The sequence below is a fragment of the Stenotrophomonas sp. YJH_SMC_48-3 genome (assembly GCF_059369375.1).
Map to the genome: position 1 here is coordinate 170,167 of NZ_JCAFSQ010000004.1, position 18,543 is coordinate 188,709.

The window sequence follows — 18,543 nt, forward strand, 5'->3', positions numbered from 1 at the left end:
TTGGTGGAACACCCCTCGGCAGATTGCAGGTGCTGCCGGTACGAAGCGCCGTGCTGGTCAAGGCGCTGGCATCCACTTGCCTGTGAATGCCGGTTCTTCAGTGGCTGCCGGCGACGGCGGCCTTACGCTTCCTGTCCAGTGACACCGCCACGCACCACAGCAGCAGGCCGCCAATGGCAGTGGCCGCACCGACATAGCCGGTGCTGGCCGGGCTGAAGCCGGCGCTGATCGCCATGCCGCCCAGCCAGGGGCCGAGCGCATTGGCGGTATTGAACGCGGCGTGGTTGGAGGCGGCCGCCAGCGTCTGTGCTTCACCGGCCACGTCCATCAGGCGGGTCTGCAGCACTGCCGCCAGCGCGCCCATGGTGCCGACGGTGATGATCATCGGGCCGATCGTCCACACGGACTGCGCGGCCAGCGGATACAGCAGCAGCATCAGGATCGACCACAGCAGGACCACGGCGGCGGCCTTGAAGTGGAACCTGTCCACCAGCCAGCCACCGGCGATGTTGCCGATGATCGCGCCGATGCCGAACACGCCCACCGCCAGCGGCATCCACGATTCGGCCACGCCGGTGACCTGCACCAGGGTCGGAGCCAGGTAAGTGAACACGCAGAACATGCCAGCGAAGCCGACTGCGCCGATCGCCAACGCCAGCCACACCTGGGACGTGTTGAAGGCGCGCAGTTCGCGCATCGGCGAGGTGCGCACCTCGTCCGGATCCGGCAGCAGGAAGCGGGCGATCATCGCCACGGTGGCGATGGCCAGCACGCTGACCAGGGCAAAGGCGGTGCGCCAGCTCAGCTGCTGGCCCAGCCAGGTGGTCAGCGGGTTGCCGACCAGGATTGCGATCGACAGGCCCAGCAGCACCCGCGACATCGCCTGGCCGCGCTGGCCGGCAGGGCTGATCGCCGCAGCGACCAGCATCGCAACGCCGAAGTAGGCGCCATGCGGGAGGCCGGCGACGAAGCGTGCCGCCAGCATGGTGCCGTAATTGGGTGCCAGCGCGCTGGCGAGGTTGCCCACCGCGTAGAAGCCCATCAGCGCCAACAAGAGCTTGCGGCGCGGGAAGCTGGCACCCACGAAGGCGAGGATCGGCGCGCCGACGACAACGCCGATGGCATAGGCGCTGATCAGGTGACCGACCTGCGTTTCGGAGATCGACAAGCCGCGACTGATCTCCAGCATCAGGCCCATGCTGGCGAACTCGCTGGTCCCGATGGCGAAGCCACCCAGAGACAGGGCGAGGATGATCAGGGTGCGCTGACGGGGCGTCAGCCGCGCAGCCAGGGAAGAGGTGGGGCTCATGCGGGGGGGCGCGACAGGGCGGGGGAGCCCCCCATTGTACTGCTGCACCGCAACAAGGGCAGCAGCGCTCAGCTAAATCAGCGTTCGATCAGTGACACGCCGCCCCCCGCTGTCCGTGCGGCCTGGTCAGATGCCCAGCGCTGCCCGGGCGTGCGCGCACTTGCAGCGCAGGCGCCCGGCCGTCGCCGCGTCGAGCATCGCCAGGCGCTGCGGATCGGCGCTGTCATCCAGATCGGCCCGCTTCACCTTCAGTGCCAGCGGTGGGCGGCAATGCGCGCGTAGTAGCTGTCCGCGTCGGGGGCCGCGGCGCGCTTGAGCAGGTGCACCGCCTCGCGCAGCGGGGCGGGGAATGCCTCGATGCGTGCGGCAAACGCTGGGCAGTCCTCGGCCACATCATGCAGCCACGCCACCACTTCGGCGTCATCGTCGCCGCGCACCGCAGCCGCCACCCGTGCCACATGGCCGATGTAAGGCTGGCCGGCCTTGTCCATCTGGCCGGCGTGCACCTCGGTGGCGAGGGTGCGGGCAAGTGCTACCCAGTCCATATCGGTCTCCTTGGATATCGGCGCGCAGTTTCGCGCAAAAGCAGGAGCGGTTGTCGATGCGGCGATGACACTGCGATGGGCATGATGGCTGGGCAGGGGCGCGGCGTCGCCCCGAGGAGGAGGAGTTCGATGCAGGAATTCAGGCATGTGCTGGAAACCCGTGGCCGCTACCAGCTGGTAGCGGTGTCCCACGAGCCGGTGTACGCTCCGGGCGATGTGGTCGGCCATGCGGTCGTCGCCGACGATGGGGATCGTCTGACCGACCTGGTATCGCTGGCCGAAGCGCGCCAGTTGCTGTTGCAACGGGTGCGTGAAGAGGGCGAAGAGCCCGGGCTGGAGAACGAAAATCACCTGCGGAAAAAGGCGTCGCGCTGGCGCCGCCGCTAGGCCGTCGCGCCCTCGTGCGCATCATGGAGGATTCGGGTGTTGCCCAGTAAGAAGTATCTGCTCATCGCCATCATCACGCTGGCGACCCTGCTGCTTGGTTTCGTGTTTTCCGGCTACCTGACGCTGCTGTTCCTGGGCCTGGATACCAAGCTGTTCACCTGGAACACCTACTACCAGTACTTCAACGCGCTGGACCAGCCACAGGTCGCGCCCTTCGTTGGCAAGATCCGATGGGCCGGCTACGTGGGCTTCGGCCTGCCGTTGCTGGTATTGGTGGTGACCGGCCTGGTGCTGCTGCTGAAGAAGGACAAGCGCTCGCTGCACGGCGATGCACGCTTTGCCACCGGCGCCGACCTGGCCAGGCATGGCATGTTCAAGAAGACCGGCCAGAGCATCGTGGTCGGCAGCCATGGTGGCAAGCTGGTGCGCCTGGATGGCCAGCAGTTCGTCATCCTGGCCGCGCCCACCCGCTCGGGCAAAGGCGTGGGCGTGGTCATCCCGAACCTGCTGGAGTACGGCGAATCGCTGGTGGTGCTGGACATCAAGCAGGAAAACTTCGACCTGACCAGCGGCTGGCGCGCCAGCCAGGGTCAGGAAATCTACCTATTCAATCCTTTCGCCGAGGACCGGCGCACGCATCGCTGGAATCCGCTCAGCTACGTCTCCGACGATCCGGCGTTTCGCGTCTCGGACCTGATGAGCATCGCTGCGATGCTGTATCCGGATGGGGCCGAGGACCAGAAGTTCTGGGTCAGCCAGGCGCGCAACGCGTTCATGGCCTTCACCCTGTACCTGTTCGAGAACTGGGACGACGAGCGCAGCAGCGGTTTCCCGGGGGGCGCCGGCACGCCCACGCTCGGCGCAGTGTACCGGTTGTCCTCCGGCGACGGGACCGACCTGAAGAAGTACCTCAAGACCCTGTCGGAGCGGCCGTTCCTCAGTGCCAACGCACGTTCGGCCTTCGCCAACATGCTGTCGCAGGCGGACGAGACCTTCGCCTCGATCCTGGGCACCTTCAAGGAGCCGCTGAACCCCTGGATCAACCCGGTGCTGGACAAGGCCACCAGCAGCAACGATTTCCTGCTGACCGACGTCCGCAAGAAGAAGATGACCATCTACATCGGCATCCAGCCGAACAAGCTGGCCGAGAGCCGGCTGATCATCAACCTGTTCTTCAGCCAGCTGATCAACCTCAATACCAAGGAACTGCCCAGGTCCAACCCGGACCTGAAGTACCAGTGCCTGCTGCTGATGGACGAATTCACCTCGATCGGCAAAGTCGAGATCATCGCCTCGGCGGTGTCCTACATGGCTGGCTACAACATCCGCCTGCTGCCGATCATCCAGAGCATGGCCCAGCTCGATGCCACATACGGCCGCGAAGTCTCGCGCACGATCATCACCAACCATGCCCTGCAGATCCTGTACGCGCCGCGTGAGCAGCAGGATGCCAACGACTATTCGGACATGCTGGGCTACACCACGGTGCGCAAGAAGAACGTCACGCATGCCAGAGAGAAGACCCACAACTTCACCGAAGAGCGGCGTGCACTGATGCTGCCGCAGGAGCTGAAGGCGATGGGGCCCGACAAGGAAGTGTTCCTCTACGAAGGCATACCGCATCCGGTGAAATGCGACAAGATCCGCTATTACAAGGATCGCTATTTCACGTCCAGACTGCTGCCGAAGGTCGATGTTCCGATGCTTAACGTCTAATTCACGACGCTAAATTTGTGACTTGGATTCATATTCACTGAAGTGAAAACGTGAGGTAAGTCAAGAATTCGGCATCTGTTCATAGATTTTCAGACTTGTCTGACATGGAATTGACGCGTGGTTGTGCGACCCTATGTCTGTCGTCCAGAAATGTGTGCTGGATGTCAAAGATGTGGCAGTAGGGTGGCCAGGAGTTTGTGCCATGGAAACAAGGATGGTTTCGACGTTGGTGAGGTATGCGGGTGGGTTGTCGGCTATGTCCGGCGGCCCCGCAACTTGGTTGGCAGCCGTTGGCTGCAGGGGAGCCGGAGTGGGTGTGCCGCACGCAGCGCATCCCTCTGATTCCGGCGTGCGCGATGCAGCGCCGGACGACCAGGGGACCAATGCTCGGGACTGCTTTTTCGTACGTCAAAGTGAAGCCCGTATGAATCAGGCGTTTATCGCGAAAATGTCCATCGCCGCAGTGGCGGCGTTGATGGTGGCCGGTTGCGCCACCAAGTCCGCTCCCGATTTCGGAGGCCGCTGGAAGCCGGTCAACCGCTTTGCTGCGACAACGACCGAAATTCCGCTGTACTCCAGCTACGTCTACCAGGCCTCGCCGATGGATGGCACGCTCAAAGCCATGCTCGAGCGCTGGGCCAAGGATTCCGGGCGCAGGCTGGACTACCGCCTCAGCTCGGATTTCACCCTGTATGGCGCGGTCTCGAAGATCGATACGACCAACGCGCAGCAGGCCGTGATCGATCTGACATCGGCCTATTCGGCGCAGGGTATCTCGGTCTCCATCGTTGGCAACCAGATCGTTGTGCAGAGCGCTGGCTCGACGCCGACCGCGTCGGCGCAGGGCGCTGATTCCAACAGCGGCACCTGAGTCCACCTAGAAATCATCGAACGTGCCGCTCCCCGCGCCTGTCGCAGGGGTGCCACGCCCATTGATGTTTCAGCAGTACGGAAGAATCCATGTTCCGCAAGAAGGATCCCGGCAATAGCCCCAAGGTCGAGCAGTCGGTCGCCAAGGCGGTCAGCTACGAGATCACCGTGGCCGACATGGCACGCCGCAGCGAGCGGCGTGCATGGTGGGTCGCCACAGGCTCATTGCTGATGTCGCTCGCACTGGCGGGCGGCTACTACTACATGCTGCCGCTGAAGGAGAAGGTGCCGTTCCTGGTGATGGCCGATGCCTACACGGGTACGGCGACCGTCGCGCGGTTGAGTGGCACCTTCCAGGGCGAGACGATCACCACCAACGAAGCGATCAATCGCAGCAACGTCGCCCAGTACGTGCTCGCGCGCGAATCGTATGACTCGGCGGTGATGGGCCTGCGTGACTGGGAACTGGTGTTCGTGATGTCCACCGATCCGGTGGCGCAGTCCATGCGTGTCCGCTATGCCGGCAACAATCCGCAGAACCCGTTCGTGATGTACGGTCGCGAGCGCGCCATCCGGGTCAAGATCCTCAGCATCACGCCATTGGGTGCCGAGCCGAACGGCAGCTTCCGCGGCGCTTCGGTGCGCATCCAGCGCAGCCTGCTGGACAAGCGCACCGGCGTCTCTACCTACCTGGACAACCAGCTGGTGACGATGCGCTTCGAGTACAACCAGAACCTGGCGTTGTCCGAACAGGATCGCATCCTCAATCCGCTGGCGTTCCAGGTCACCGAGTACCGCGTCGACAACGACTATTCGCGTGGCGTGCCGGTGCCGGATGACGGTGCCATGCAGGCGCAGGCGCAGCAGGCCGCACAGGCGGCGCAGCAGGCACAGGGTGTCTACGATCCCAACAATCCGGCCGCAGCCACCATGATCGACCCGGCCACCGGCCAGCCGGTCGCGGTGCCAGCCAACGGCCAGGTACCGGGCCAGGCAATGCCGGGACAGCCTGTACAGGGCCAACCGATGCCGGGTCAGCCGGTGCAGGGGCAAGCAATGCCGGGGCAGGCCATGCCCGGACAGCCGGCCATGAGGCCGGCGCAGAACAATTCCACCGGAACTGCTGATGGAGCAAGCAACCGATGAGTAGTCGAAATATCAGGGGAAGCGCGCTGGCGCTGCTGTCGATGTTGTCGTTGCTGTTCTCAGCAGCGGCGATGGCGCAGGCGGTTGACCACTACGAGTACGAGAAGGACCGCATCTATCCGGTTCGCACCGGCCTGGGCCTGACCACCCAGATCGAGTTGAGCCCGAACGAGAAGATCCTCGACTACAGCACCGGCTTCAGCAGCGGCTGGGAACTGACCCGTCGCGAGAACGTGTTCTACCTCAAGCCGAAGAACGTCGACGTCGATACCAACATGATGGTGCGCACCGAGACCCATTCCTACATCTTCGAACTGAAGGTGGTGGCCACCGACTGGCGCCAGCTGGAGCAGGCCCGTCGTGCAGGCGTGCAGTACAAGATCGCCTTCGTCTATCCCAACGACACCGTGTTCGGTGTCGCCCAGGAAGCGGTGGAGGAAGAGGCCAAACCGCTGTTGAGCTCGGAACTGGCCAAGGACCGCCAGTACAACTTCAACTACTCCTATTCGACCAGCAAGGCGAAGAAGATGGGGTGGCTGATCCCGGTCAACGCCTATGACGATGGCCGTTTCACCTATCTGAAACTGCCGAACTCGCCGGAGTACAAGACCGGCATCTTCCCGGCCGTGTTTGGTCGCGAAACGGAATACGGTGAAGACTTCGTGGTCAACACCACGGTTGAAGGCAATACGCTGATCGTGCACGGGACCTACCCGTACCTGGTCATCCGCCACGGCGACTTCGTCGTCGGCCTGCGAAGGAACGTGAAGAAATGAGCCAGCAGAACACTCCCGGAAACGACCCGAACAATGGACGCGACGAGAGCCAGAGCCCGTACGGCGCACAGGGTGCCGCGGACGCGCCGTCAAATCCCTACTTCGGCACGGCCCAGGCCGAGCCGGCGCCGGATCTGGACGCGGCCGCGCCGCAGCTGCGCTCGGCCGAAGAGCAGCGGCTGAACCGGAAGGCGCTGCTGTTCCTCGGTGGCATCGTGTTGCTGTTGGTGGCCATGGGCTTCCTGCTGTTCCGCAAGGGCCAGGATGACAAGGACGCTGCACAGAAGGTGCCGGAAGTCGCGCGTGTGTCCACGCCGACGCTGCCGGACGCTGTGCAGACGGATCCGGTTCCGTCCCAGGCGATGCAGCCCGTTGACCCGATTCCGATGCTGCCGCCGCCGCCGTCCGGGCCTACTCGCGCAGAACCGGCCTTCAGCATGAGCGAGCGCGAAGCCCCGCGGGGTCCGACGCTCGCCGAGCGCCGGATGGGAGCGTCGGGGAACGGCTTCGTTGGTGCTGGCGACAGCGCGGGCGGTGATGGGCAGGGGGGCCAGGAAGACGAGCTGACCCGTACCCTTCGCCTCCAGGCCCAGATGATGGGTGGACAGCAGAATGCAGCGCCGGCCCGGGTTCGTCGCGGCCCCGATGTTGATGACGTGTCCAATGCCAGCTACATCCGCAGTCCCGATGCGCTGCTGGTGCGGGGTACCTACCTGCGTTGCGTGCTGGAAACCCGCATCATCACCGATATCGCGGGCTACACTTCGTGCCTGCTGACCGAACCGGTGTACTCGATCAACGGCCGCAATCTTCTGCTGCCGAAGGGCTCCAAGATCTATGGCGCCTATGGCGGCGGTCCCACCGGCAAGCGGGTGGAAGTGATCTGGGATCGCATCACTACGCCGAATGGTATCGACGTGGCCATGTCCAGTCCGGGCGTGGATCAGCTGGGCGGCGCCGGGCATCCGGGCCAGTACAGCGCGCACTGGGGCAGCCGTATCGCCTCGGCGCTGATGATCAGTCTGCTGGCGGATGCGTTCAAGTACGCCGCTGCAGAGCATGGCCCGGAAACCACTACCGTGGCGAATAACGGCATGACCATCCAGTCGCCCTATGAGAGCGCCACCGCACGCACCATGGAGCGCTTGGCCAATGAATCGCTGAGCCAGCGTCGTCCGCCGACCGTCACCATCAACCAGGGCACGATCGTGAACGTCTACGTTGCAAAGGACGTTGACTTCACCAACGTGCTGAACCCCCGCCGGTAACCCAACGAACGATCATGGACGCCGAAGTGTCCCCCCTCGCCCTCGTCTCCAGCGATTTCCTGCGCTATCAGTACGAAGTGCTGGGCATCGCCGAGTACATGACTTCTCCGGAAGTGACGGAAATCTGCATCAACCGTCCCGGCGAGCTGTACCTGGAAACCCGGGCGGGGTGGCAGCGGGTGGACGTGCCGAGCCTGACGTTCGAGCGGGCCCGGCAGTTCTGCACGGCAGTGGTGAACGAGAGCAACACCGGCCAGCGCATCACCGATGCCGATCCGGTGGTGTCGCTCACGTTCCCCACCGGCCAGCGTGCGCAGTTCGTGATTCCGCCGGCCTGTGACGCGGGGAAGGTGTCGATCACCATCCGTTTGCCTTCCAAGCACACCAAGTCGCTCACGCAGTATCACGAAGACGGCTTCTTCAACCAGATTCTGGAAAGCGATGGCAGCATCAGCGAGCAGGATCGCGAGCTGCTGGAGCTGCGTCATTCGCGAGAGTACGCCGAGTTCTTCCGGCGTGCGGTGATGTACCGCAAGAACATCGTGGTATCCGGCGCGACCGGCAGCGGCAAGACCACCTTCATGAAGGCGCTGGTCAACCATATCCCGGACAACGAGCGCCTGGTCACCATCGAGGACGCACGCGAGCTGTTCCTGACCCAGCCCAACGTGGTGCACCTGTTGTATTCCAAGGGCGGGCAGAGCACCAGCAATGTGACGGCCAAGAGCTGCATGGAAGCCTGCCTGCGCATGAAGCCCGAACGCATCATCCTGGCCGAGCTGCGCGGTGACGAAGCGTTCTACTTCATCCGCAACTGCGCGTCCGGCCACCCGGGCTCGATCACCAGCTGCCATGCCGGCAGCCCGGAGCAGACCTGGGACCAGCTGGCGCTGATGGTGAAGGCTTCAGCCGAAGGTTCGGGCCTGGAGTTCAACGTGATCAAGCGGTTGTTGATGATGACCATCGACATCGTCGTGCATATCAAGGCGCATGCCGGCTCGCGCTACATCACCGGCATCGACTTCAATCCTGGGCGTGCCCAGGGGCAGGAGGGCTGACCAATGCTGCCAGGACTGGAAATGATGGCGTGCCCGGAAATGGCCGTCTCGATGGACGTGATGCAACACGTCATCAACGTGGAGTCGTCGCGCAACCCGTATGCCATCGGCGTGGTCGGCGGTGCACTGGTGCGTCAGCCCAAGGCGTTGGATGAAGCGCTGGCGACGGTGCGCATGCTGGAAGAGAAGGGCTACAACTTCTCGATCGGGTTGGCCCAGGTCAATCGCTACAACCTGGGCAAATACGGGCTGGATTCCTACGAGAAGGCCTTCCAGCAGTGCCCGAACCTGCAGGCCGGTTCGCGCATTCTCGCCGAGTGCTACAAGCGCTCCGGTGGTGACTGGGGCAAGTCGTTCAGCTGTTACTACTCGGGCAATTTCGAGACCGGCTTCCGTCACGGCTACGTGCAGAAGATCTACGACTCGATCCGCCGCGGCCAGCAGGTCGCCAGCAATGGTGTCGCACCGATCGACGTGGTCAGTCGCGGTGAGCGCCGTGCAGTGAAGGTCGAGCATCATCCGCAGCTCGCTTCGCCGGCGCAGGCGCGCATCGTTGCACAGTCCAATGGCCCGGTGTACGTGCCGTCGGAAGATCCCGCACGCGCCTATGTCGTGTACCCGTCCACCGGTGCGATGGCGCGGGGCAGTCTGCTGAATCTCGCCGACCAGGCGCTGTCCAAGGTGGTGCTGGGTTCAGTGGACAGGATGATGCAGCCCCAGGCGCAGCCCAACCAAGAGGCCACCTATCCCCAGCAACAGGCCGGTGGCATGCCGCAGCAGCTGCCTAAACAGCGTGCTGCGCAGGCGATGGCCATGCCGCAGCAGTTGCCGGGCGCTGCCGGTGCCACCAATGAGGGGCCCGTGATGCTGCGGCCCTGGAGCGAGCGGAACCAGCCTGTGGCGGGTGCCGACAATTCGTACAACGCGCCGGTGCAGACCGCACCGGTGCAGCAGATTCCCGCAGGGGATGCGGCCTTCGTGTTCTGACGAAGTCGTGGTGCGGCCAGTCCCCCGGCTGGCCGATTCAGTTGTGTTAGTCCATCAACAAGGAAATCAATCCATGAAGCGATCCAATCTCGACCTCGTCCAGGCCCAGCGCACGCTGAAGACCCTGCTGATGGCCACGGTTTTCGTCGGCGCCATGTTCGCCCCGCAGGTCTTCGCCAACGGTGCCGTCGACTTCGGCGGCACCGACAAGAAGGTGTGCGGCTTCTTCAACAACATCAACGGCCTGCTGAACATCGCCTCGATCGCCGTGGTCACCATCGCGGTGATCTTCGCCGGTTATCAGATCGCCTTCGCGCACAAGCGCATCGCCGACGTTGCACCGATCCTGATCGGCGGCGTGCTGATCGGCGCTGCGGGCCAGATCGCGCGCATGCTGCTGGGTGACGGCAGCGACGGCAAGTGCGGTGGCGGCAGCAGCACCTACTACCTGATCAACAACGCGATCCAGTACTACAGTGCATAAGAACGTCGTGTTCCGCGGCTGCACGCGCCCAGCAATGTTCCTGGGCGTGCCCTACCTGCCATTCTTCATGGTGGCAGGCGGGTTGCTGCTGCTCAGCATGTACACGAACTTCTGGTTCCTGCTCACCATTCCGGTGGCGGTCTTCATCATGCGGCAGATGGCCAAGCGTGACGAAATGATCTTCCGCCTGTTGGGCCTGCGCCTGATGTTCAAGCTGAAAGTCCGCAACGTGCAGGAACACGATGGCATGTGGGTGTTCAACCCCAACCATTACCGCGACAAGCCGGCCCGAATGGATTGAGGTCCGGATCCGGCCTGGCGGGCGTCCGCGCCCGTCGGGTCTTTTGTAACTCCTTGGCACTACCTCTTTGGAAGCAGTCGTATGTTCAGCCCTGACACCTCCATCAGTGAGTTCATTCCATTGTCGTCGCACGTCGCCCCGAACGTGGTCAAGACCACGGGCGGCGATTACCTGCTGACCTGGCATCTGGAAGGGCTGCCGTTCGTCGGCCGTGAGGAGTGGGAGCTTGAGCATCGCCACAACACGTTCAACCGCCTGCTGCAGACGCTGCGGGCACCCGATTTCGTGAACGTGGCGTTCTGGGTGCATGACATCCGTCGTCGCCGCACCCTGAAGGGCAAGAGCAACTACAAGCAGCGCTTCAACCAGGATGTGTCCGATCAATACATGGGCATGTTGTCCTCACAGCGCATCATGCAGAACGAGCTGTACCTGACCATGATCTACCGCCCCGTGGTGGCGGGTAAGCGCTTCGTCGAGAAGTCGGCGAACGTGGACAAGCTGCGCGCCGAGCAGGAGCAGGCAGTAGAAAAGTTGATGGAGCTGGCCGGCAACGTCGAGGCCGTCATCCGCGACTATGCGCCGTACCGCCTGGGAATGTACGAGGCAAAGAACGGCGTGGTGTTCTCTGAAACGCTGGAGCTGTTCGGCTACCTGATCAATCGCATTGACGAGCCGGTCCCGGTGCTGTCGGCACCCATCAAGGACTACCTGCCGGTCAGCCGGCACATGTTCTCGTCCAAGACCGGTGACTTCGTCATCAATACCCCCAATGGTGCCAACCACTTCGGCGCCATCCTGAACATCAAGGAGTATGCCGAGGGGACTTACCCGGGCATCCTCAACGGCCTGAAGTACCTGGACTACGAGTACGTCATCACCCATTCGTTCAGCCCGATGGGGCGCCAGGACGCGCTCAAGGTGCTCGACCGCACCAAGGGCATGATGATCTCCTCCGGTGACAAGGCAGTCAGCCAGATCGTCGAGCTGGACCAGGCGATGGACCAGCTGTCGTCGGGTAATTTCGTGCTGGGCGAGTACCACTTCATCATGACGGTCTACGGCGACAGCCAGGCCAAACTGTCGCAGAACGTGGCCACGACGCGCGCCGAGCTGTCCAATGCGGGTTTCGTGTCGACCAAGGAAGACCTGGCGGTCACCTCGTCCTTCTATTCGCAGCTGCCGGCCAACTGGCGCTATCGCACCCGCCTGGCCAATGTCAGCTCGCTGAACTTCCTGGGCCTGTCGCCGCTGCACAACTTCGCGACCGGCAAGCAGCACAATAACCCGTGGGGCGACTGCGTCACCACGCTGCAGACTACCAACGGCCAGCCGTACTATTTCAATTTCCACGCGACCCATCCGTCGGAGAACTCGCTGGGCGAGAAGGCGATCGCCAACACCATGGTGATCGGCAAGTCCGGTACCGGTAAGACCGCGCTGATCAACTTCCTGCTCAGCCAGGTGCAGAAGTACGAGCCGTCGCCGACCATCTTCTTCTTCGACAAGGATCGGGGTGCGGAGATCTTCGTCCGTGCCTGCGGTGGCAACTATCTGGCCCTGGAGAACGGCGCGCCGACCGGCTTCAACCCGTTCCAGTGCGAGAACAATGAAGCCAACGTGCAGTTCCTGGCCGACCTGATCAAGGTGCTGGCCGGCAAGCGTGAGTACAGCGCCCGCGAGGAAGAGGACATCTACCGCGCAGTGGAAAGCATGCTCGATACGCCGATGCACCTGCGCAGCATGACCAACTTCCAGAAGAGCCTGCCCAACATGGGCGACGATGGGCTCTACGCGCGCATGCGCCGCTGGACCTCGGGCAATTCGCTGGGCTGGGTGTTCGACAATCCGGTCGACACCGTTGATCTGAGCAAGGCCAACATCATCGGCTTCGACTACACCGACATCATTGACAACCCCGAAGTACGCGTGCCGGTCATCAATTACCTGCTGCACCGCCTGGAGTCGCTGATCGATGGTCGTCCGCTGATCTACGTGATGGACGAATTCTGGAAGATCCTGGACGGCGAGGGTGGCCTGAAGGAATTCGCCAAGAACAAGCAGAAGACCATCCGTAAGCAGAACGGTCTGGGCATCTTCGCGACGCAGAGCCCGGAGGACGCGCTGAAGAGTGATATCTCTGCCGCCCTGATTGAACAGACCGCCACGCTGATCCTGCTGCCGAACCCGAATGCCAGCAAGAGCGACTACATGGATGGCCTGAAGCTGACCGAGGCCGAGTTCAGGGTGGTCACCGCCTTGGACGAGCGCTCGCGCTGCTTCCTGGTCAAGCAGGGCCATGCGTCCAGCGTCTGCCAGCTCAACCTGCGTGGGATGGACGACATCCTGTCGGTGATCTCGGCCTCGACCGACAACATCGACATCATGCATCGGGTGTTGCAGACCGCTGCAGTCCGCAATCGGATCACCGTGGACGAGCTCACGCCGGAACAGTGGTTGGAAGATTTCTACAAGAACCGGAAGGGTTCGGGGAAGGAACCCCGTTCCGACGCTGCTTGATGGCAGCGCAAGCAGGAGACAGGCAAGTGGATGTCAATCTGAACAACAGGAGTTTTGCCATGAACATCGTCAAGCGTCGGGCCAGCGCCCGCAAGGTACTCAAGCCGGTGGCCAAGGTGCTGGGTGTTGCCTTGGCGCTGTCTGCCACCAACGCTGGGGCATTTGGTCCGGTGCAGGAAACCGGTCCAGCGCTGATGCAGCACATCTGGAACCAGTTCAATACCCTGCAGTCCAAGGTGCAGGAGAAGACCCAGTTCGTCAGAGAAAATACACAGTGGCTTCAGGACTGGAACCAGACCATCAAGGAGTATGGCGAGATGCTGGTTCAGGTGCAGGGTATCGTCAACAACTTCGGTCTTCCTTCCGCTGCACAGCTGACGCCCGTTTCGCCCAAGTACCTGGTCGCTGAAACCTGTGGCACCGGCGCAGATTTGAAGGACATGCTGCCCAACATCATTTTCAATTCAAAGGGCGACTGGAAGAGCCAGCAGACGCAGATCTGCGTGAACATCCGCATGATGCAGAATCGCAAATACAACGATGCGGTTTACTTCATGCAGACGACCGGGCCTGCGTTCCTGAAGAGCATGGATGACATCGCGCAGTTGCGTTTTGGTAGCAATCGGCTCGGTGACATGAACGCAGTGGCGAACGACTCGATGCGTACTGCGAACGAAATGAACGCAACGATCAAGAACTTTGAAGCCCGGATCAAGGCATACGACGCCTACATCGATGTGATGGAGGCCAATCAGAAGGTCGTCGCCCAGTCTGCGCTCAAGGGCGATCCAACCAAGACCGTCATCAGTGACCTGGTCAAGACAGCAGCGCTGAAGACGGCGTTGTCCATCGACTGATGCGTGGAATGAAGCACCTGAGGTTCGAGTCCCTACGGGGCGCCTCAAGCGATAGCGGTATCACCAAGGGAATGTGGGTATGACGATCAGGTCGATTGCCAACTTTGATTTTTCGGGCGGATTCCAGGATTTGATGGGGCACGTGGCGCGCGTCCAGTCGGTCGGCGACTTCGTTTTCTTCAAGCTCATCCTGGACTATCTGCGGGAGCGAATCGGCAAGTTCGGCTTCGACGTCATGGACAACATGATGGCGTGGGTGGGCGGAATGGCGCTGACCCTCATGACCTTGTGGGTCCTCATTCAGGGCTATCGTATCGTCACCGGACGCAGCCGCGATTCGATGATGATCTTGGTGACCAACATGGCGCGCGCCGCACTTATCGTGGCTGTAGCGACAAGCATGGGCATGTTTGGCCGGGATCTTCATGAATTCCTGACCGAGGACGTGAAGGGTCTCATCACCCATGTCGTTACCGGGAAGGATCAGAAGCCCGAGGAGCAGATCGACAAGAGCTTGGCCTGGATGCAGGTTGCGCTGTCCAGTGTGGATGGAATCAAGATCCTGAATGACCCGGGGCTGCAGGAAGACAAGACACGAGCCATGTGGTTCATCGGCTTGGGTACGGGCGGCCCGGCGGTGACTGCTGGCTCGATGCTGTTGCTCTATGAGGTCGCGATGGCGTTGTTCATCGGTTTCGGCCCACTGTTCATCCTCTGTCTGTTGTTCGATCAGACCAAACAATTGTTCCAGCGATGGCTTTTCTACGGAATCGGGACCATGTTCTCGATGGCGGTGCTGTCGGCAATGGTGTCCATTGCATTGGATATGGTGATCCGTGTGTCTTCCTCGTTCTGGGCGACGGCGCTGGTGAACAGGTTCCTGCTTGACGGAGCTTCCAGCGACGGTATGACCAGTCAGGCGATGCAGCAGGGCGGCATGGGCCTGATTCTGACGACCTTGATTCTGACTGCGCCCCCAATGGCGGCCATGTTCTTCCAGGGTACCTTGGGTAGCTTCATGGCATATTCGCAGATAGGTGGTAGCCCTGTGGCTCAGGCACCGGGACCGAGTGGGCAGCCGCCGGGTAGCTACTATGCGCCGGCCCAGACAAAGGATCATTCCAGTGCTCCATCGGTCAGTTCCGGCCATGGCGCGACTTCTGGTTACGGTATCGGGCGCTCAGGTGAGGTCAAGCAAGATACTGGAAAGTATGGGCAGGCTGGCGCCTGAGCGTGGATTGACAGTGTCGAATGATAAAGGTGTGCGTATGAAGTGCATTGTCGTGCTTTTGCTGCTCGTTATTTCTAATGTGGCGTTGGCAGAAGGACGTTGCCCCCCAGGGCAGTACCCCGTGGGAGGTCAGGGTGTAGGAGGTTGTGCGCCAATTCCCGGTGGTCAAGCTGGTGGTGAGAGCAGTGGCCCCATGCCGACCGGTAAATGGGAAACCCGGTGGGGTGCTTTGGCGCAAGACACAGACCATCAAGTCGGCCAGAATTTGGCGATTGGTGTGGCGGAGGTTAAAAAAACAAAGAGAGAAGCTAGGTCCCTCGCGCTTTCTGAATGTCAGCGCATGGGGGGGCAGAAGTGTAAAGTTATTCTTGAGTATCACAATCAATGCGCCGCGCTAGCTGGCCCGGTGATTGGTTCAGTACCCCTCGTCGACGTGAAAACTGTGGCGTATCGATCACCTAATGAAGAAGATGCGAAGGTGGAATCAGTGCGCCGTTGTGAGTCCGAGGGTAAGGGTCGCAGTTGTACTGTTATCTACTCTGCCTGCAGCATGTCTGAGTTTAAGCCCTTCCGCTGATGTTAATCCTGGCGTTGGGTTGATGTTGTGAGTAATGACATTTTGTTTGTTGTTTTAGGGGGTGGCCTGCTGAGAAGTGGGCCGCTTCTATTTTTCGCTTGAGAGGTCTACTTTGCACTAAGGCTGGGTGTCGCTGTTCACAGGTTTAGTCTGCGTGAGAGTGTCGAGAGCTCTTGGAGAGCAAGCTTCGGTCTGAAATTCATTTGCCTGCTGGCTTATAGCTGCAATGCTGATTTCATTGGCATGGGGTGAAGTTAGTACTCTATCTATTGTTCGATCAGGACAAACAGTTGTTCCAGCGATGGTTCTTCTGCGGAATCGGGACCATGTTCTCGATGGCGGTGCTGTCGGCAATGGTGTCCATTGCATTGGATATGGTGATCCGCGTGTCTTCCTCGTTCTGGGCGACGGCGCTGGTGAACAGGTTCCTGCTTGACGGGGCTTCCAGCGACGGTATGACCAGTCAGGCGATGCAGCAGGGCGGCATGGGCCTGATTCTGACGACCTTGATTCTGACTGCGCCCCCAATGGCGGCCATGTTCTTCCAGGGCACCTTGGGCAGCTTCATGGCATATTCGCAGATAGGTGGCAGCCCGGTGGCACAGGCGCCGGGACCGAGCGGACAGCCGCCGGGTAGTTACAAGCCGGCAGCTCCAACCAATTCAGAGGAATCCGTGAGTAGCCAGAGCCTTACGATCCCGAAAATCGCGCCGGGTACTAGCAACTCGGTACATACGCCGGGGTCGCTTGGTAACGCCGCAGTTCGGTGAGCTATGTCACGGCAGTTGCTGAATGGGTAGGGTACTGGATGCAAGAGGTGAAAACGATGAAGCTGCTTTCTTTGCTCCTTTTCTTTGGGGTGCTGCTGGCTCCTGTGTCCGCACTTGCCGAAGGCGGTAGTTGTCCGCCAGGGTTCTACCCGATAGGAGGGCAAGGGGCCAGAGGCTGTGCTCCGATTCCTGGTGGCGACAGCGGTGGCTCGGATCAGCTGCCGCTACTTCCTCCAACGCCGACGGGGGAATGGTTAAGTACGTGGGGAGCAATCGCTGCGTCCGAAGCTACTTCTGAGGTAGGAATGGCCTCCGGAATGAATTCCGCAGAAGCCGCCGCTGCCGAGGCTGTGAGGCGCTGTGGTGGTGGAGGAGCCACGGACTGCAAGGTTACTGTCTCTTACTCAAATCAGTGCGTCGCGTGGTTGATTCCTTCTTCAGGTGGCTCGGGGGCTAAATCCGCAGTTGGTAAGGCTCCAAAGAAAAGGCAAGCGATCTCCTTGGCGGGTGAAGGTTGCGTAGATCCCAGTGGAAAGAAGTGCAGGGTCTTTTACGCAGACTGTTCTGAACCTGTTTTCCGTAAGTTCTAGCGATGCAAGTTCGTCGATTCTCTTAAGTCGATTGATTGGTTGCGTCGGAGTCGCCTGGAGCTTGAAGGTGCATCCAGGGCTTGCGTAAATGGGCCGGAAATTCAGAGAGTTGGCTTGATGTTGATGCGTTGATTTAGATTCTTGCGCATTGTCAATCGTGGCCACTCTTTCGTAGTTTCCTGCGTTCTGCGGATTGGCGGAGCACGGGTGACTGTACCGGCTGCGAATGGCTAGCTGATAGTGGATTCTTCGGGATTTGGCTCTGGATGACAGGTGAAAAGCTTTCCTTCGGATGTTGGGGGATTTCGAACGTCATCAGGGGTTCGAAGGTCATGTATAGGTTCGCGGCGAGTCTAGCGGTAGTTCTAGCACTTACGTCCGACCTGGCTTGGGCGGAAGGAAGGTGTCCTCCAGGCCAGTATCCGATTGGCGGGCGGGGTGCCGGCGGATGTGCGCCGATTCCTGCTGGTGGATCAGGAGCGGAAAGCCCGCGTCCAACGGGACGGTGGATCAAGACTTGGGGAGCATTTGCCGCCGCGCCTTCCGGAATCGCAGGAGCGGCAAGTGGGTGGAGGAAGAAGGCGGATGCGGGAAGCGCGGCGGTGAGATCCTGCTCTGATGCAGGCGGTCGGGATTGCCGAGTGAAGTTCACCTATAAGAATCAATGCGCGACGGCGGCTGTCTCGAATGCGGGAACCGGGGGGACTTTCTACTCTGCTGCAGCCACAAAGGAGGAGGCGGAAGGCCTATCCTTGGCGCAATGTCGTGCTGCGTCCAAAGAGACATGTGAAGTTGTCATGTCCAATTGCACCGAGCCGGAGTTTGAGAAGTTTTGAGTAATTGCCCGCATTTTTCTCGTGATGCGGCGATAGAATGGCCCGCCGTTGAGCGGGCTGTTTTTTTTGCGCCCATCAACTAAGAAGAACTCTACTCTTGATGTTGGGAGATTCTCGGTATGATCAGGCGTTCAGCAGCGACAAATTTGGCCCCAGCAATTGACGTGGCGGGTGCTGCGCTCACATCTGAGTAGGTCCGGGCAGCAGTAGCGCGACATGGGCTCGATCCTAGCGAACACTATCTGACTGTCGCCAATGGCGGCCATGTTCGTCTAGGGCGCCTTGGGCAGCTTCATGGCATATTTGCAGATGGGT

At 61.1% G+C, this 18,543-nt stretch carries 18 protein-coding genes and 1 pseudogene; 17 read left to right on the forward strand and 2 right to left on the reverse strand.

Annotated elements, in window-relative coordinates:
* Window positions 1–97: 97 nt before the first annotated feature.
* The gene (locus tag AC5P65_RS08005; RefSeq protein ID WP_019660299.1) at window positions 98–1,309 is read right to left on the reverse strand and encodes an MFS transporter; all 1,212 of its coding nucleotides are present in this window, start codon (window positions 1,307–1,309) and stop codon (window positions 98–100) included.
* A 248-nt stretch (window positions 1,310–1,557) separates the two neighbouring features.
* On the reverse strand, window positions 1,558–1,854 hold the full coding sequence (locus tag AC5P65_RS08010) for a hypothetical protein (protein WP_227852276.1): 297 nt from the start codon (window positions 1,852–1,854) through the stop codon (window positions 1,558–1,560).
* A gap of 129 nt (window positions 1,855–1,983) precedes the next feature.
* Between AC5P65_RS08010 and AC5P65_RS08015 the strand changes: the two genes are divergently transcribed.
* The 17 genes and pseudogenes from AC5P65_RS08015 (at window position 1,984) to AC5P65_RS08095 (ending at window position 18,228) form a co-directional block, all read left to right on the forward strand.
* A complete protein-coding gene (locus AC5P65_RS08015) occupies window positions 1,984–2,241 on the forward strand; it encodes a hypothetical protein (RefSeq protein ID WP_019660298.1) in 258 nt (85 codons plus the stop codon).
* Between the two features lie 36 nt (window positions 2,242–2,277).
* Window positions 2,278–3,957 (forward strand): type IV secretory system conjugative DNA transfer family protein, encoded by a 1,680-nt coding sequence (locus tag AC5P65_RS08020; protein ID WP_019660297.1) that lies wholly within the window; start codon window positions 2,278–2,280, stop codon window positions 3,955–3,957.
* A 424-nt stretch (window positions 3,958–4,381) separates the two neighbouring features.
* Window positions 4,382–4,828 carry a hypothetical protein gene (locus AC5P65_RS08025; protein WP_495215514.1) on the forward strand — a complete coding sequence of 149 codons (447 nt, stop codon included), beginning with the start codon at window positions 4,382–4,384 and terminating at the stop codon, window positions 4,826–4,828.
* 89 nt (window positions 4,829–4,917) lie between these two features.
* A complete protein-coding gene (locus AC5P65_RS08030) occupies window positions 4,918–5,973 on the forward strand; it encodes a VirB8 family type IV secretion system protein (protein ID WP_019660295.1) in 1,056 nt (351 codons plus the stop codon).
* Entirely contained in the window at window positions 5,970–6,749 is a 780-nt protein-coding gene (locus AC5P65_RS08035; protein ID WP_032954280.1) for a TrbG/VirB9 family P-type conjugative transfer protein, read from the forward strand. The genes AC5P65_RS08030 and AC5P65_RS08035 overlap by 4 nt, the downstream gene beginning before the upstream one ends.
* Window positions 6,746–8,017, forward strand: a complete 1,272-nt coding sequence (locus AC5P65_RS08040) for a TrbI/VirB10 family protein (RefSeq protein WP_019660293.1) — start codon at window positions 6,746–6,748, stop codon at window positions 8,015–8,017. Before AC5P65_RS08035 ends, AC5P65_RS08040 begins: the two co-directional genes overlap by 4 nt.
* 14 nt (window positions 8,018–8,031) lie before the next feature.
* Window positions 8,032–9,075, forward strand: coding sequence for a P-type DNA transfer ATPase VirB11 (virB11, locus tag AC5P65_RS08045; RefSeq protein WP_021202793.1), 1,044 nt, complete (start codon window positions 8,032–8,034; stop codon window positions 9,073–9,075).
* Window positions 9,076–9,078: 3 nt separating this feature from the next.
* Window positions 9,079–9,555 (forward strand): annotated as a pseudogene (locus tag AC5P65_RS08050) (lytic transglycosylase domain-containing protein); the annotation flags it as partial.
* Window positions 9,556–10,135: 580 nt separating this feature from the next.
* Window positions 10,136–10,546 carry a TrbC/VirB2 family protein gene (locus AC5P65_RS08055; RefSeq protein WP_111098164.1) on the forward strand — a complete coding sequence of 137 codons (411 nt, stop codon included), beginning with the start codon at window positions 10,136–10,138 and terminating at the stop codon, window positions 10,544–10,546.
* Window positions 10,539–10,847: a VirB3 family type IV secretion system protein gene (locus AC5P65_RS08060; RefSeq protein ID WP_019660289.1), complete on the forward strand. Its 309-nt coding sequence runs from the start codon at window positions 10,539–10,541 to the stop codon at window positions 10,845–10,847. The genes AC5P65_RS08055 and AC5P65_RS08060 overlap by 8 nt, the downstream gene beginning before the upstream one ends.
* 81 nt (window positions 10,848–10,928) lie before the next feature.
* Window positions 10,929–13,367, forward strand: a complete 2,439-nt coding sequence (locus AC5P65_RS08065; protein WP_021202795.1) for a VirB4 family type IV secretion/conjugal transfer ATPase — start codon at window positions 10,929–10,931, stop codon at window positions 13,365–13,367.
* 59 nt (window positions 13,368–13,426) lie between these two features.
* Window positions 13,427–14,224: a hypothetical protein gene (locus AC5P65_RS08070; RefSeq protein WP_019660287.1), complete on the forward strand. Its 798-nt coding sequence runs from the start codon at window positions 13,427–13,429 to the stop codon at window positions 14,222–14,224.
* A 79-nt stretch (window positions 14,225–14,303) separates the two neighbouring features.
* Complete coding sequence (locus tag AC5P65_RS08075; RefSeq protein ID WP_057494665.1) at window positions 14,304–15,455, forward strand: TrbL/VirB6 family protein; 1,152 nt, start codon at window positions 14,304–14,306, stop codon at window positions 15,453–15,455.
* A gap of 193 nt (window positions 15,456–15,648) precedes the next feature.
* Complete coding sequence (locus tag AC5P65_RS08080; protein WP_160314159.1) at window positions 15,649–16,032, forward strand: DUF4189 domain-containing protein; 384 nt, start codon at window positions 15,649–15,651, stop codon at window positions 16,030–16,032.
* Window positions 16,033–16,280: 248 nt separating this feature from the next.
* Window positions 16,281–16,802 carry a conjugal transfer protein TrbL gene (locus tag AC5P65_RS08085; RefSeq protein ID WP_423178402.1) on the forward strand — a complete coding sequence of 174 codons (522 nt, stop codon included), beginning with the start codon at window positions 16,281–16,283 and terminating at the stop codon, window positions 16,800–16,802.
* A gap of 56 nt (window positions 16,803–16,858) precedes the next feature.
* Window positions 16,859–17,392: a DUF4189 domain-containing protein gene (locus AC5P65_RS08090; RefSeq protein ID WP_111098207.1), complete on the forward strand. Its 534-nt coding sequence runs from the start codon at window positions 16,859–16,861 to the stop codon at window positions 17,390–17,392.
* 332 nt (window positions 17,393–17,724) lie between these two features.
* The gene (locus AC5P65_RS08095) at window positions 17,725–18,228 is read left to right on the forward strand and encodes a DUF4189 domain-containing protein (protein WP_080112528.1); all 504 of its coding nucleotides are present in this window, start codon (window positions 17,725–17,727) and stop codon (window positions 18,226–18,228) included.
* The last annotated feature ends 315 nt before the right edge of the window (window positions 18,229–18,543 follow it).

Coding starts and splice junctions, on each gene's coding strand:
- AC5P65_RS08005 (WP_019660299.1), bottom strand. CDS start 1,309: ATGAGCCCCACCTCTTCCCTGGCTGCGCGGCTGACGCCCCGTCAGCGC.
- AC5P65_RS08010 (WP_227852276.1), bottom strand. CDS start 1,854: ATGGACTGGGTAGCACTTGCCCGCACCCTCGCCACCGAGGTGCACGCC.
- AC5P65_RS08015 (WP_019660298.1), top strand. CDS start 1,984: ATGCAGGAATTCAGGCATGTGCTGGAAACCCGTGGCCGCTACCAGCTG.
- AC5P65_RS08025 (WP_495215514.1), top strand. CDS start 4,382: ATGAATCAGGCGTTTATCGCGAAAATGTCCATCGCCGCAGTGGCGGCG.
- AC5P65_RS08030 (WP_019660295.1), top strand. CDS start 4,918: ATGTTCCGCAAGAAGGATCCCGGCAATAGCCCCAAGGTCGAGCAGTCG.
- AC5P65_RS08035 (WP_032954280.1), top strand. CDS start 5,970: ATGAGTAGTCGAAATATCAGGGGAAGCGCGCTGGCGCTGCTGTCGATG.
- AC5P65_RS08040 (WP_019660293.1), top strand. CDS start 6,746: ATGAGCCAGCAGAACACTCCCGGAAACGACCCGAACAATGGACGCGAC.
- virB11 (WP_021202793.1), top strand. CDS start 8,032: ATGGACGCCGAAGTGTCCCCCCTCGCCCTCGTCTCCAGCGATTTCCTG.
- AC5P65_RS08055 (WP_111098164.1), top strand. CDS start 10,136: ATGAAGCGATCCAATCTCGACCTCGTCCAGGCCCAGCGCACGCTGAAG.
- AC5P65_RS08065 (WP_021202795.1), top strand. CDS start 10,929: ATGTTCAGCCCTGACACCTCCATCAGTGAGTTCATTCCATTGTCGTCG.
- AC5P65_RS08070 (WP_019660287.1), top strand. CDS start 13,427: ATGAACATCGTCAAGCGTCGGGCCAGCGCCCGCAAGGTACTCAAGCCG.
- AC5P65_RS08075 (WP_057494665.1), top strand. CDS start 14,304: ATGACGATCAGGTCGATTGCCAACTTTGATTTTTCGGGCGGATTCCAG.
- AC5P65_RS08080 (WP_160314159.1), top strand. CDS start 15,649: ATGCCGACCGGTAAATGGGAAACCCGGTGGGGTGCTTTGGCGCAAGAC.
- AC5P65_RS08090 (WP_111098207.1), top strand. CDS start 16,859: ATGAAGCTGCTTTCTTTGCTCCTTTTCTTTGGGGTGCTGCTGGCTCCT.
- AC5P65_RS08095 (WP_080112528.1), top strand. CDS start 17,725: ATGTATAGGTTCGCGGCGAGTCTAGCGGTAGTTCTAGCACTTACGTCC.